This window comes from Chitinophaga eiseniae (genome assembly GCF_012641265.1).
Taxonomy (GTDB): domain Bacteria; phylum Bacteroidota; class Bacteroidia; order Chitinophagales; family Chitinophagaceae; genus Chitinophaga; species Chitinophaga eiseniae_A.
The window spans coordinates 777378-791797 of record NZ_JABAHZ010000003.1 but is presented as its reverse complement, the minus strand read 5'-3'; the positions used below and the strand labels follow the sequence as shown (position 1 = coordinate 791797).

Annotated in this window: 11 protein-coding genes; 6 read left to right on the top strand and 5 right to left on the bottom strand. The window is 46.4% G+C overall.

Annotated elements, in window-relative coordinates:
• Positions 1–130 precede the first annotated feature (130 nt).
• From HGH91_RS16980 to HGH91_RS16970, 3 genes are read right to left on the bottom strand one after another with little or no spacing between them, the layout of a single operon-like run.
• Positions 131–340, bottom strand: coding sequence for a hypothetical protein (locus HGH91_RS16980; RefSeq protein WP_168739980.1), 210 nt, complete (start codon positions 338–340; stop codon positions 131–133).
• Between the two features lie 14 nt (positions 341–354).
• A complete protein-coding gene (locus HGH91_RS16975) occupies positions 355–804 on the bottom strand; it encodes a hypothetical protein (protein ID WP_211092331.1) in 450 nt (149 codons plus the stop codon).
• Between the two features lie 16 nt (positions 805–820).
• Positions 821–1378 carry an RNA polymerase sigma factor gene (locus tag HGH91_RS16970; protein WP_168740031.1) on the bottom strand — a complete coding sequence of 186 codons (558 nt, stop codon included), beginning with the start codon at positions 1376–1378 and terminating at the stop codon, positions 821–823.
• A gap of 119 nt (positions 1379–1497) precedes the next feature.
• Between HGH91_RS16970 and HGH91_RS16965 the strand changes: the two genes are divergently transcribed.
• Positions 1498–2376, top strand: coding sequence for a cation diffusion facilitator family transporter (locus HGH91_RS16965; RefSeq protein ID WP_168739979.1), 879 nt, complete (start codon positions 1498–1500; stop codon positions 2374–2376).
• Here the strand turns inward: HGH91_RS16965 and rsmG are convergent.
• Entirely contained in the window at positions 2373–3002 is a 630-nt protein-coding gene (rsmG, locus tag HGH91_RS16960) for a 16S rRNA (guanine(527)-N(7))-methyltransferase RsmG (RefSeq protein WP_168739978.1), read from the bottom strand. The two genes, HGH91_RS16965 and rsmG, sit on opposite strands and share 4 nt — an antisense overlap.
• A 27-nt stretch (positions 3003–3029) precedes the next feature.
• Positions 3030–4166: a glycosyltransferase gene (locus HGH91_RS16955; protein WP_168739977.1), complete on the bottom strand. Its 1137-nt coding sequence runs from the start codon at positions 4164–4166 to the stop codon at positions 3030–3032.
• Positions 4167–4305: 139 nt separating this feature from the next.
• Between HGH91_RS16955 and tgt the strand changes: the two genes are divergently transcribed.
• From tgt to HGH91_RS16930, 5 genes are all read left to right on the top strand, one after another.
• Positions 4306–5436, top strand: a complete 1131-nt coding sequence (gene tgt, locus HGH91_RS16950) for a tRNA guanosine(34) transglycosylase Tgt (RefSeq protein WP_168739976.1) — start codon at positions 4306–4308, stop codon at positions 5434–5436.
• A 38-nt stretch (positions 5437–5474) separates the two neighbouring features.
• Positions 5475–6554, top strand: a complete 1080-nt coding sequence (locus HGH91_RS16945; RefSeq protein ID WP_168739975.1) for an LptF/LptG family permease — start codon at positions 5475–5477, stop codon at positions 6552–6554.
• A 439-nt stretch (positions 6555–6993) separates the two neighbouring features.
• Positions 6994–8319: a citrate (Si)-synthase, eukaryotic gene (locus HGH91_RS16940; protein WP_168739974.1), complete on the top strand. Its 1326-nt coding sequence runs from the start codon at positions 6994–6996 to the stop codon at positions 8317–8319.
• Positions 8320–8355: 36 nt separating this feature from the next.
• Positions 8356–10518 carry an ATP-dependent DNA helicase RecG gene (recG, locus tag HGH91_RS16935; protein ID WP_410493800.1) on the top strand — a complete coding sequence of 721 codons (2163 nt, stop codon included), beginning with the start codon at positions 8356–8358 and terminating at the stop codon, positions 10516–10518.
• Between the two features lie 189 nt (positions 10519–10707).
• Complete coding sequence (locus HGH91_RS16930; RefSeq protein ID WP_168739973.1) at positions 10708–14415, top strand: PKD domain-containing protein; 3708 nt, start codon at positions 10708–10710, stop codon at positions 14413–14415.
• Positions 14416–14420: the final 5 nt, after the last annotated feature.

Sequence of the window (14420 nt, the reverse complement as noted above, 5' to 3'; positions counted from 1 at the left end):
CTGCATTCTCTTTGAAGTTACGCCAGATTTGCGAGCCAGCCAAGATTTTATCATATATAAAAATATTTTATCTATAATAAAATGGCTTTATAGCCCGGGAATATTGATATTGGGTTAATAAAAATTCAATTTATTCGAGTATGGCGCATTCATAACCCTGTTTTTGTACAAATTCTACTATAATATCCTCTTCCACCTGTAAATCAGCAATGCGCAATACTTTATCACAGTCGTCCAGGTCCACATGACAGGAGCCAACACTAAAGCTGGATGAAATAGCCTGGATGACATAACGGCGTTTTTCCTGGCTGTCTATATTGGTTTTGAATATACCTATCATCGTACAGAAGTTTTTTATGAAGTAGCTTGTTCGTCTTTATTGGGTTCTTCCGGTTTCCGCTGTGCCTCGTCCATATCGCTCCAATAGCGTTCCCATCCTTCCCGTCTGGAGCCCCCAAACCCGCGTCCGCAGCGGTTGCGCAATTGTTCTCTTACCCTGGCTTGTTCTTCCGGTGTCATGTGCGCCATCTTTTCCCGGAGCTTGGCTTTCCATTCCCGGCCACGGGCCCATTTGTCTTCCCAGGAGCGGTTGTGATGATTATGCCAGCCAAACAACAGTTTACCGAGCAACAACAGCCCCAATGCCTGCCAGAAGGTAATTACCGGGCCGTGAAACAGGTCGGGAATCAGGCAATTCCATAATGTCATGGTTACAAATCCAATGGCCAGGATAAACGCGGCTCCCATCGCCATAAATTTGAGTATGTGAAGTCCCTTTCTGCTTCTTCTGAAATCGTTTTTCATATCTTAAATAAATTAATCAGTCATTTAATAATTCGCGGTATAGTTCTGTCAACCGTTCCCGCAGGAATAATACCGCATAACGTTTGCGGGACAGGAGGGTATTTACGCCAATACCAGTTTCTTCGCTCATCTCCTTAAAAGATTTACCCTCCAGTTCATGTTGCAGAAAAACCTGTCGCTGATCTGCCGGCAGCTCGTCAATAGCTTCCATAATGGCTTCCGACATGATTTTCTTTATCATGGGGTTATCGGCTTCCATATTTTTGTCGGCCAGTAATTCCGGCAGAAATAATACTTCTTCCCCCTCTATTTCCCGGGTATGGTCAGAGAAAGGTGTTTCTTTCTTTTTACGGAAAAAGTCGGTAATCCGGTTGCGGGTAACGGCAAATAGCCACCCGGTAATGGAGTCGACCTGGCTGCCCAGCCGCAGGTACTCTGTAAACTGGTAGAAAACATCCTGTAAAATATCCTCCGCATCAGACGCATTATTTACCCGTTGCCGGATAAAGTGAAGCAATCGCTTGCGTTCCTGCTTTACGGTTGCCTGTATGCGTTCGTTTTGCTCTATGGCCATAATGCTATTTGTAAGGACCAGCTGTTTCATCTTAATAAGGATGACGAAACAACAAAGCGGATATTTTATGATGGAAGAAAAAAAACTACTTAAATTACAAATAACGAAATCTGTCAGCTATGCATGACCATGCTCACGCCCATACTCCTGCGCTGAATGGTGAACAGGTGAACCGGGCTTTTATCTGGGGAATTGCCCTTAACCTGGCCTTTGTGGCGACAGAATTCATATCGGGTTTTCTCACACATTCCCTCGCCCTGATGGCCGATGCTGGGCATAACCTCAGCGATGTGGCCAGTCTGGCCCTATCCCTCCTCGGTTTTCGTTTGGCTAAAATTACTTCCAACCCGGGCTATACTTACGGATACCGCAAAAGTACAATACTTATTTCCCTCTTTAACGCCATGTTGTTATTAGTGGTGGTAGGTATTATCGGGTACGAGGCGGTGAGGCGTTTCTCGGAGCCTTATGAAGTACAGGGCCGCCCTATTGCCATCGTAGCCGGCATCGGTATCCTGATCAATGCCTTCACGGCCTGGTTGTTTTTCAAGGATAAGGAAAAAGACTTAAATATAAAAGGCGCCTACCTGCACCTGGCCGCCGATGCCGGGGTATCGCTGGCCACCGTGGTAGCCGGCGTGGTCATCATCTATACAAAATGGTATTGGCTGGATCCCCTGCTAAGTCTTATTGTAATGGTGGTAATTATTATAGGTACCTGGGGGCTGCTGCGGGATAGCCTGCGCCTGTCGATGGATGGGGTGCCCAGAGATATTGATATACAGGAGCTTCGGAAAATGGCGCTGGCCATAAATGGGGTAAAGGATATCTATCATATCCATGTATGGGCGCTCAGCACTACCGAAAATGCACTGACTGCCCAGGTGAAAGTGGATCCGCAGTTAACTGCCCTGGCCATTGAGGACCTGAAGAAAGAGCTGCGTCATGAACTGGAACACCTGGGCATCCGCCACGCGACATTGGAAATTGGCTGCTAGCTCTTGGCCAGTACCACAAACTTTTCCAGGAAACTTTCTTCCGGGAAAATATCATATATCTTTACCAGTCGTGGTTTCAGGCCACTGTCAGATATCTCCTGGGCCAGGTCGCCTCCCTTCAGGCAGATCAGTCCTTTTTCAAACTGTTTGCCCGGAACAGCCGATTTTTTCAGTACCGGTTTGCTCCAACGCCAAAGATCGGCCAGGGGCGCCACGGCACGGGATACTACGATATCAAACTTCCGGTTTTTAATGTCTTCAACCCGGCTATGCGCGGCCGTTACGTTTTTGAGTTGCAGCGCTTCCGCTACTCCCTGCACTACCTTTATCTTTTTTCCAATAGAATCTACCAGGTGAAACTGTACCTCCGGGAAGAAAATAGCCAGCGGTATGCCGGGAAATCCGCCACCAGTACCCAGGTCCAGGATTTGGGTGCCCGGCTGAAAATCTGCGATGGCAGCTATACTGAGAGAGTGTAATACATGCTTTTCATACAAGGCATCAATGTCTTTGCGGGATATAACATTGATCTTCTCATTCCATTCTTCGTATAATCCTTTCAACGCGGCTAGTTGCGACAGCTGCTCCGGTGTAAACTCGCTGAAATACTTTAAAATAATTTCCATGCCGCAAAAATAAGCTTTCCGCCTTTCTTACCACCGGTTCTTTGACTTGAAAAGTAAAGCTGGGGTAAATATGATATAATACAGTACCATAAAGATATCCATCAACCAGCTGAACTTGAAAAGATCACTTTCATCCAGTTTACGCATCGCGGCATAGGTAATGATCGATTGTACCATTATTTTAAGTCCAAAGATCCCCAGTACGTACCAAAGGATAGGAGGCGGGAAAAACAGTCCTATAATAAAGGCAGGATAGAAAAGGAAGTGAGTCAGGGAAAATAAGCCCAATACGAACTTGTGACCGAAGCGGTAATGCTTGCCGGTAGACATATGCCGGGTTTTTTGCCTGAACCAGCTGTTCCAGTTCTGTTTAGGCTCTGAATAAGTAAACGCCTGTTTATCGATTACCACGCCAACATTTTTCCTGTTGGCAGCTGTATTTACAAACAGGTCGTCATCGCCACTCGCAATATGCTGGTGACTGGTGAAGCCTTTATGCTTAAAGAATAATTCTCTTTTATAAGCCAGGTTGCGTCCTACGCCCATATAAGGCATACCGCTCATGGCAAAAGACAGGTGTTGCAGAGCGCTGAAGAAGGTTTCGTAACGGATGATTTTATTGAGGAAGCCGGGCTTCTTGTGATAGGCTCCGTATCCCAGCACAATTTCTTTGTCGTTGGTAAATCCCTGGCTCATTAGCGACAGCCAGTAAGTGCTGCCAGGCTTGCAATCCGCGTCTGTCAGCAATACGGTATCAAACTGGGCGCCTTTTAAGCCGATGGATAAAGGATATTTTTTACCGGGGATAAACTTCGCCGCCTGCTTAATTTCAATATGGCGGTAATGCGGATACCCGGGTTCTATGGAACGCAGGTAATATTTCGTATCATCTTCGGAGTTATCGTTTACCACAATCACCTCGTATTCCGGTTTCATGTGCTGGTGGTAACGCTGTTGCAAAACCCCCGGCAGATTTTTCTGCAGGTTCAACTCTTCATCCTTGGCACAGATGATGACTGAAAAAGACCCGTCAGGCGTATGATCCAGGTCAAATTTACGTCTATAAAAAGCTACACGGGAGAAGATAAAAAGAAAATAAATGATCTGTATCCCTGCAACGGTAGCAAAAAAGTATAAGGCAATTTCACCTAGATGGTCCAGCATAATGCTGGCAAAAATATAATATTTTTATTATCTGTAAAAGAATATTATTCGGGAGCAGAAAGCGGAAAACAGAAAGCATTTTGCTTTCTGCTTTCCGCTTTCTGCTTTACCTTATCTTTGCGGCCTGAAATACTGTTGCGTGAATTTTGAACTGATAACTACAGATAGTGGCAGCAATGCCCGGGCCGGGAAAATTACCACCGCCCATGGCGAAATAGAAACGCCCATTTTTATGCCCGTTGGCACTGTTGGCAGTGTAAAAGCGGTGACACAGGAACAACTGCGGGGGGATGTGCAGGCCCAGATCATCCTGGGGAATACGTATCATTTATATTTAAGACCAGGCCTGGAAGTATTGTCCCAGGCGGGAGGACTCCATAAATTCAATGGCTGGGACCGGCCCATCCTCACAGATAGTGGTGGTTACCAGGTATTTTCCCTGGCAGCCAACCGTAAAATCAAGGAAGAAGGGGTGGTGTTTCAATCCCATATTGATGGCTCCCGTCACCTTTTTACCCCTGAAAATGTGATGGATATCCAGCGCACCATCGGCGCTGATATTATCATGGCGTTTGACGAATGCCCGCCTTATCCGTCTGAATACCGCTATGCACGTAAGTCGATGGACCTCACACACCGCTGGCTCGATCGCTGTATCCAGCGCCTGAGCGATACGCAACCGGCTTACGGTCACGAACAAACGTTATTCCCCATCGTACAGGGCAGTACCTATAAAGATCTCCGTAAGGCTTCGGCCGAATTTATTGCTTCCCGCAACTGCGCCGGTAACGCTATTGGCGGGTTGAGCGTAGGAGAGCCGGAAGGAGATATGTATGAAATGTGTGGACTGGTATGCGAAGTATTGCCATCAGACAAGCCCCGTTACCTGATGGGAGTGGGTACGCCATGGAATATCCTGGAAAATATTGCCCTGGGGGTAGATATGTTCGACTGTGTAATGCCTACCCGCAACGGTAGAAACGGCATGCTTTTCACCTGGAATGGGGTGATGAACATCCGTAATAAAAAATGGGCCACCGATTTTAGTCCGGTAGATGAAAACAGCCCCTGCTTTGCTACCAGCCGGTATTCCCGCGCCTACCTGCGCCACCTGTTTGTGGCCGGGGAAATCCTGGGAATGACGCTGGCCAGTATTCACAACCTGGCATTCTACCTCGAGCTGGTACAGGAAGCCCGTAAACAAATACTGGCGGGTACTTTTGCTACCTGGAAAACAGGAATGGTACAACAGCTGAAAACACGCCTGTAAAAGTTCGGACTATAAAATAAACTAATATCTTTGGGGTCATGACTAAGATTGACTGGTATATTTTACGCAAGCTTATAGGTACTTTCATTTACTCCCTGATGATATTCCTATTGATTTCCGTGGTGATCGACACCACGGAAAAAATAGATGATTTCATGAAGCATCATCTGTCGCTGCATGAAATTATAGTGGACTATTATTTTGGTTTTATTCCGCATATCCTGGCGTTATTATTCCCGTTGTTTATATTCCTGTCGGTTATATTTTTCACTTCCAAGATGGCATATCGCTCGGAGATTATCGCCATCCTGGCGGCTGGCGTCAGTTTCCGCCGGTTTCTGCGCCCCTACTGGATGGGTGCTTTCCTGTTTGGCGGTATCCTCTGGCTGGCCAACTACTGGGTGGTGCCCAATGCCAACCGCATCCGCACCACTTTTGAAAACAAGTACCTGCATAGCCACGACGATGAAAAGGCACAGTACAACCGTACTACCCGTATCGATAGTTTTACGTACGTTACCTTTGGCAGCTACGACCCTAACTATAAGAGCGGGAGTAACTTTGTACTGTCTACCGTAAATAAACAGAACATGTCATTCAAAATGAAGGCAGACAGGATTACCTGGGACTCCACCAGCAAAAAGTGGCGGCTGGATTATGTGACCATGCGTACCATGAATGGCTTAAAAGAGCAATGGAGCAATAAACAGGATACGATGCTGAAGATTGCCCTGCTGCCGAAAGACCTGGTAGATGAAAAGAACCTGCAGGAAGCGATGACCACCCCAGATCTGAGGAAGTTTATCAAACGTGAAAGCATCCGTGGATCAGAGGGATTGAATACTTATTGGGTAGAATATTACCGAAGAACAGCGGCTGCCTTTGCCGTGGTAGTACTGACGCTGATTGGAGGCATTATCGCTGCCAAAAAAGTAAGGGGAGGAAGTGGATTACACCTGGCCCTGGGCATTGTGATCAGCGCGAGTTATATTATCTTCCTTCAGTTTGCTACCGTGTTTTCTGTTAAGGCCGACCTGGATCCTTTGCTGGCAGTGTGGATCCCCAATTTTATATTCGGGGGGCTTGCCTTTTACCTATATCGCCGGGCGCCCAAATGATCTCGCAAAGAGAGTAAGATGCAAAGCAGCTAAGAAATAAAGACCGAAGCGAATTCTAGGTCAGCAGAGCAGGAAGGTCTGATATCTAATCTCCCAGCTTTACAGACTTAAAATTCGCTTCGGTCTTTATTTCTTAGCTGCTTTGCCCCTTTGTCCCTTTGCGAGATTTTTCTACCGATTTTTCTTTCAAAATTTTCAATCCATTCTGAAAATTTTACATTTCTTTAACGTCTATATAAATATAATTAATTAAAACTATATTAATGATTTATTATTAATACATTATGATGTATTAATGCGATCTTATTGCGCTGCGGCAACGCTTATTCATCGTTGTTAATTTGGCATTAAATACCATGAAATGGTGGTAACTTCGTTAACAAATCATTACTTTTGACTATTGATCGATTTTGTTTTCATTAATAACAATAGCAGTAAAATGGGGTACATAAAAGAGAAATTCAAGGTTAAAGCAGATGAACTTAACATTGAAGTAAAAGATCTGGTAAAGAATCACGGTAACAAAAAAATTGAAGATGTAACACTGGCGCAGGTTTACCAGGGTATGCGTGGTATTACCGGGTTGGTCACTGAAACTTCCTTACTGGATGCCAACGAAGGGATTCGTTTTCGCGGATATTCTATTCCGGAGTTAAGAGAACATTTACCAAAAGCGCCGGGAGGTGCAGAACCATTGCCGGAAGGTTTATTTTACCTGATGCTGATCGGTGAACTGCCTACGGAAGCAGATGTTCAATATCTCTCCAGCATGTGGGGCCGTCGTTCTCATGTACCTAATCACGTTTTCGCTGCTATTGACGCATTACCTATCACTACCCACCCAATGACCATGTTCAACGTGGGTATCATGGCATTACAAACAGAATCTTCTTTCGCACATGAATATGCGGAAGGAATGAACAAAAAAGATTACTGGAGTTTCACCTATGAGGACACTATGAACCTCATTGCACGTTTACCGCGTATTGCAGCTTATGTATACCGTCGCAAATATAAAGGTGGCCAACATATACAGCCTAATGGCATGCTCGACTGGGCAGGTAACTTTGCACATATGCTGGGCTATTCTGATGAAGGATTTAAAGAGCTGATGCGCCTGTACATGGTGATTCACGCCGATCACGAAGGTGGTAACGTGAGTGCACACACGACGCACCTGGTAGGTTCTGCCCTCAGCGATGCTTATTTGTCATTCGCTGCCGGTATGAACGGTCTGGCCGGTCCTTTACACGGTTTGGCTAACCAGGAAGTGATCAAATGGATACTCCAGATGCGTGAAGAACTGGGTGGTGGCGTGCCTACCAAAGAGCAAATTACGGCCTATGTTCAAAAAACACTCTCCGAAGGTAAAGTAGTGCCGGGTTATGGTCACGCAGTATTGCGTAAAACAGATCCGCGCTTTACTGCACAGATGGAATTTGCCAAGAAACACCTTCCAAACGATGAGCTGGTGAAAATTGTGTGGACCGTATACGAAACAGTACCGCCCATTCTGCAGGACCTGGGTAAAGTAAAGAACCCATGGCCTAACGTAGATGCTCACTCCGGTGCATTGCTGGTACATTATGGTATGGTGGAATATGAATTCTATACCGTATTGTTTGGCGTATCCCGTGCATTGGGCGTATTGGCTTCTCTTTGCTGGGACAGAGCGCTGGGACTTTCCCTGGAAAGACCGAAATCTGTTACCACTGAGTGGATGAAGCAGTTTGCAGAAGGTAAAGTAGATGCAGTAGCCGAATAGTTATAATTGTTTTTTACTAAAAAAGGCAAGTGGTGAATTTTTACCATTTGCCTTTTTTATTTTTGTCATTCACTAAAAGCGTATATCATTTCTACTTTTACCGCCATATTATCCAATCCAATAGAATACCTGAAGGGAGTGGGCCCACAGAAGGGTGAACTGCTCCGTAAAGAAATCAAGGTATATACCTTTGGAGACTTGCTCCAGTATTTTCCCTTCCGGTATGTAGATCGCACCAAGATCGATAAAATTGCTACCCTGAGTGGGTATGAAGACTTTGTGCAGATCCGTGGAAAAATTATCAATATGGTGGTGATGGGAGAAAACAGGTCGAAAAGGTTGGTAGCTACTTTCCGCGATGAAACGGGTACCATCGACCTGGTGTGGTTCCAGGGCTGGCAATGGATGCAGAAATCGCTGCAGGAAAATGTAGCCTACCTGGTATATGGCCGTATATCTGTATTCAATGGCGTTACCCAGCTGGCACATCCTGAGATGGACCTGCTCACAGAGGAAATTGCTACCGGTAAACAATTTCTCGAACCGGTATATTATACCACTGAGAAACTGAAAGCCCGCGGACTAACGGCAAAGGCTATAGGAAAACTTACCAAAAACTTGCTGGAGCAGTTGTCACCGCTCGAAATCCGGGAAAATATTCCTTTGGATGTATTGCAGCAGTACCGGTTGATGCCCAGGTCGATGGCGTATTTCAAAATACATTTGCCGGCTAATGAAGACGAAGCTCGCCTGGCGCAAAGACGACTGAAATTTGAAGAATTATTCATTGCACAGATACGTATCTGCCGGCTGAAACTAAAGCGGCACAAGCAATCGCAGGGATATGTATTTGGCGCCGTAGGCGATTCGTTTAATGAATTCTACAACCAACACCTGCCTTTTTCCTTAACTGGCGCACAAAAAAGGGTATTAAGGGAAATCAGAACGGATACCATGCATGGGCGGCAGATGAATCGCCTGCTGCAGGGAGACGTAGGTAGCGGCAAAACCATGGTAGCTTTATTAACCATGCTGCTTGCGAAAGACAATGGTTTCCAGGCCTGTTTGATGGCGCCTACAGAAATCCTTTCCCAGCAACATTTCAAGGGCATCGCGGAATTACTGGAACGCATGAACGTAAATGTTGCCCTGTTGACCGGTAGCATCAAAGGAAAGGCCCGGAAAAAAATACTGGAAGGCGCACTCGATGGCAGCATCGACATACTTGTAGGAACACATGCCCTGCTGGAAAAAGAAGTACAGTTTAAAAACCTGGGAATGGCCATTGTGGATGAACAACACCGCTTTGGGGTGGCACAACGGGCACGCCTATGGGAAAAGAATCATATACCACCGCATATCCTCGTTATGACGGCAACGCCTATCCCAAGAACACTGGCGATGACTATTTACGGCGACCTTGACGTGTCTGTAATTGATGAAATGCCTCCCGGACGTAAACCTATTACCACCGTGCATCGTACGGAGTATCAACGTCCGCAGGTTATGGATTTTATCAGGACAGAAATAAAGAAGGGCAGGCAGGCATACATTGTATACCCACTGATTGAAGACTCGGAAAAGCTGGACTATGAAAACCTGATGAAAGGCTATGAGGAAGTAAAAGCCTTTTTCCCCGAACCGCAGTTTTATATCAGTATGGTACATGGCCGGCAGCCGGCAGATCAGCGCCAGACCAACATGCAGCGCTTTGTTACCGGCGATACCCATATCATGGTAGCCACCACGGTGATTGAAGTGGGGGTGAACGTACCCAACGCTTCTGTGATGGTGATTGAAAGCACAGAGCGCTTTGGCTTGTCGCAGCTGCACCAGCTGAGAGGAAGGGTAGGGCGGGGCGCCGAACAATCGTTCTGCATACTCATGACCGGCAATAAACTCAGCCAGGATTCCAAAGAACGTATCAACGTGATGGTACAAACCAACGATGGATTCATTATTTCCGAAAAAGATATGGAACTCAGGGGCCCCGGCGATATTGAAGGAACCCGGCAAAGCGGGGTGCTCGATTTTAAACTGGCCGATATTGTAGCCGATAAACCGATCCTGGACGCTGCCCGGGCCAGCGCGGAGAAAATATTGTCCGAAGACACCGATTTGCTGTTGCCTGAAAATCAGGCATTAAAAGATTTTTTAGCCGCCCAGCGAAGTAAATCCGCATGGAGTAAAATTTCCTGAGTATTTTAACGTTTATTAATTGATGAAGCGTTAGCAAAAAGCTGCTGAAGTAGTAAGTCACTTGCATCCCGTTTAACCTGTTTTTCTTCGTTTTCAACACTTTCTGCTTTCCAGGACCGTAACAATTTGAGTGGCTTCTGCGTTTATAGTATTATATTGGTTTTTAACTATAAAATAAATCTGATCCCGTTGAAATTTACCTTCCCGACCGGCCTTATTGGATGGATGATATGCTGCTTGCTTCCCGGAGGACTTGCTCTGGCGCAGCAACGGCCGCTGAATTTTACTCCCCTGGATTTCAAAGAAAACAAAGGACAATGGAACCCGGATGTTATTTATAAAACTGAGTTTGATGGCGCTTCTGTCTTTCTCAGGAAAACCGGATTTACGTTCCTGATGTATAACCCGGATGATATGTGGGCACTGGATGAAGCAGTGCACGGACATTCCCACCGGGCCGATTCTATCAAGTACATTCACCGTAATGACTTCAGTAACAAATCCAATGTTTCCACCAATACGCCCGACACCCACCTGCCGGGAGATAACGGTGGAGAAAAGCCGCCTCCAAGGCCTGGAAGTTACCCCGATGTAAGAGGACATGCCTATAACATCACTTTCCTGAATGCCAACCCTAACCCGGAAATGGTACCGGAAAAGCAACAGGATGTAGTAAGCAACTATTTTATCGGGAACGATCGCAGTAAATGGGCCGCCGGAGTTAAAGCATTCCAGGGTATTCACTACAATTCCCTGTATCCCGGTATCGATGCACATATTTACTCAGAAGGCTCCCAGCTGAAATACGACCTGATCATTCATCCCGGCGCTAATCCAGACAAGATTCAGTTGCAATACGATGGTCCTACCGGCATGGAATTAAAAAAGGGACAACTGTATGTGCATACCTCTGTTGGAGATGTAATAGAACAGTTGCCTTTTGCATATCAATATGTTAACAATGAACGTATAACCGTAAAGGTAGCTTATAAACTGAATGGCAATAAACTGGGATTCAAGATTTCAGGCGACTATAACCCGGCCTACCCGCTTGTGATAGATCCGATTTATGTTTTCTCCACCGTATCCGGTTCCCGGGCCGATAACTGGGGCTTTACCGCTACTTATGATGATGCCGGTAATTTTTACGGAGGAGGTATTGTGTTTGGCGCTGGCTATCCTACCACACCTGGCGTAGTGCAAAGCGTTTTTATTGGCCCCGGTGGACAAACAGGTTTTGATATTGGTATTTCCAAATTCAATCCCACCGGGAACAAATTGATTTATGCTACTTACCTGGGCGGAAATGGCGCCGACCAGCCCCACAGCTTGTTTGTGGATAAGGATGGTAACCTGGTGGTAGCCGGTAGAACCACTTCCCGCGATTATCCCGCCGATAAGCAGAAAGGCCCCGGCGGTGGATGGGATATTGTAGTCACTAAATTCAATGCCGACGCCACCAAGATAATAGGATCGCTGGTGATTGGCGGTACCGGCCAGGACGGTGTAAATATCAGCGACGTGCGTTCCGGCGGCGCCCGCGTACTGTTACGTAATTATGGCGACGATGCCCGCAGTGAAGTGGTGATAGATGATGCAGGATATATTTACATGACCAGCTCTACCCGCTCTGCCGATTTTCCTATAGTGGGCAACGTGCTCCAAACATCCTTTGGTGGCGGACAAGACGCTGTGGTCATGAAAATAAATCCACTCTGCCAGGACCTGGTATGGTCTACCTACCTGGGAGGATCTAAGGAAGATGCAGGCTATGTGATAGCATTAAATGGCCTGAATACGCTGTATGTAGCCGGAGGTACGGCCAGCAGCGACTTCCCGATTAAAGGCAATACCAAGTATACAACGTATCGCGGTGGTGTATGTGATGGCTTTATTGCCCATATTACCAACGACGGACAGTCCATCATACAAAGCACCTTCCTTGGATCTGATGACCCTTCAGCTGACCAGATCTATGGTATTCAGCTCGATAAGAAGGGGTTTGTATATGTAATGGGCACCACGGAAGGAGCCTGGCCCATTAAATTGCTGGCCAGCAATTATTACAATGGTAACGGATTACAGTTTATTTCCAAGCTGAATGCAGATTTATCTGATTTCGTATATTCTACCACGTTTGGTAAAAGCAGAGCGCTGGTATCTTCTCCCAATATTTCCCCTACTGCCTTCCTGGTAGACCGGTGTGAGAATGTGTATGTGTCGGGCTGGGGAGGAGGAATCAACCAGGGCGATGGCTATCCCAATTCCACTACATTCGGTATGTATGTAAGTCCTGACGCATTACAGCGCAGTACAGATGGAATGGACTTCTATTTCTTTGTATTGCAGCGCGATGGTGTTGCACCCCTGTACGGCAGTTATTTTGGCGGAAATGGTTTATACGAACACGTAGATGGAGGCACCAGCCGGTTCGATAGAAACGGTATTATTTACCAGGGTATTTGTGCCTGGTGCGAAGTGAGTCAGTCGGGTTTTAAACCGGCATATCCTACCACGCCGGGTGCTTATTCCAGCACGCCTCCGCGTGGGTGTAACTTTGGCGCGCTCAAAATAGCATTTAACCTGGACGGTGTGAAAGTTGGCGCCAAAACGCTGGATCGCCGTAAAAACTATTGTGCACCGGAAGAAATTACGTTTGTAGATACTACCGGTCGCCCGGGCAAAAGCTACGAATGGTCTTTCGGCGATGGTTCCCCGCTGCTGACCGGCGGTCCGGAGCTGGATACCGTAAAACACCTGTTTAGTAAAGTAGGTTCCTATCGCGTCAGGGTAGTAAAGTTTGATCCCAGTAGCTGTAACGGATCCGATACTGCTTATATCGATGTAAAGCTGGGAAATAATGAAGCCAAGTTTGACCTGGTAGCCAAACGCGAGCAGCCCTGCGACCAGTTAAAATATTCTTTTACCAATCCGATTCCGCCTCCTGCCTCCAACCCCTACAGGGATAGCTCATTTATACTTGATTTTGGCGACGGCAGTCCGTTGCAATATACCAGTATGATGACGCCGGTGATGCACTTTTATAAAGCCGCCGGCATATACAATGCCAGCTTAACGCTGGTGGATACCAACTTTTGTAATGCGCCGCAAACCGTTACGCGGCCATTGCGTGTAGCCATTAACGTGGTAGCCGCTTTTACCATGCCGGATACTATTTGCCAGGGCGTCACCATGCAAATGAATAATACCACCCTCGGTGGAGAATCGTTCCTGTGGACATTCAGCGATGATGGTAAAACATCCACAGATCCTTATCCATTACATACGTTTAATATCCCCGGTAATGTTGATGTTAAACTGGTGGTAGAAGATCCCAACACCTGTAACAAGAAAGACAGTATTACAAAATCTGTAATGGTAGTACCGCCTCCTACGGCTGGTTTCACTTTCACGCCGGTAACGCCGATTGAAAATACGCCATTGCAGTTCACCAATACTTCCAAAGATGCCATACACTATCTCTGGAATTTTGGAGATGGAGATACCACTTCGGTAGCAGAACCTTCGCACCAGTATTTAAGAACAGGTAATTACAACGTGTGCCTGACGGCTATCAATTCGGCCGGTTGTGCCGCTACTATCTGTAAAGAGGTAAGCGCTATTGTAGTGCCGTTGTTCGATGTGCCTAATGCCTTTGCACCGAATGGAAAGAACAATATTTTTTATGTAAAAGCTTTTGGAGCGACCAAATTCAATCTTAAAATATTTAATCGCTGGGGCCAATTGGTATTTGAAAGTTCAGATCCCCGGATCGGCTGGGACGGCCGGTTTAAGGGGAACCTTCAGCCAATGGACGCTTATGCCTATATTGTAAACCTCGAGTTTACAGACGGCACCAAAGGCAGCAGATCCGGAAGTGTAACCTTGTTAAGATGATGAGC

What these genes read in the sequence shown, in the direction of transcription:
- HGH91_RS16980 (WP_168739980.1), bottom strand. Translation starts at nt 340, where the DNA reads ATGATAGGTATATTCAAAACCAATATAGACAGCCAGGAAAAACGCCGT.
- HGH91_RS16975 (WP_211092331.1), bottom strand. Translation starts at nt 804, where the DNA reads ATGAAAAACGATTTCAGAAGAAGCAGAAAGGGACTTCACATACTCAAA.
- HGH91_RS16970 (WP_168740031.1), bottom strand. Translation starts at nt 1,378, where the DNA reads ATGGCCATAGAGCAAAACGAACGCATACAGGCAACCGTAAAGCAGGAA.
- HGH91_RS16965 (WP_168739979.1), top strand. Translation starts at nt 1,498, where the DNA reads ATGCATGACCATGCTCACGCCCATACTCCTGCGCTGAATGGTGAACAG.
- rsmG (WP_168739978.1), bottom strand. Translation starts at nt 3,002, where the DNA reads ATGGAAATTATTTTAAAGTATTTCAGCGAGTTTACACCGGAGCAGCTG.
- HGH91_RS16955 (WP_168739977.1), bottom strand. Translation starts at nt 4,166, where the DNA reads ATGCTGGACCATCTAGGTGAAATTGCCTTATACTTTTTTGCTACCGTT.
- HGH91_RS16945 (WP_168739975.1), top strand. Translation starts at nt 5,475, where the DNA reads ATGACTAAGATTGACTGGTATATTTTACGCAAGCTTATAGGTACTTTC.
- HGH91_RS16940 (WP_168739974.1), top strand. Translation starts at nt 6,994, where the DNA reads ATGGGGTACATAAAAGAGAAATTCAAGGTTAAAGCAGATGAACTTAAC.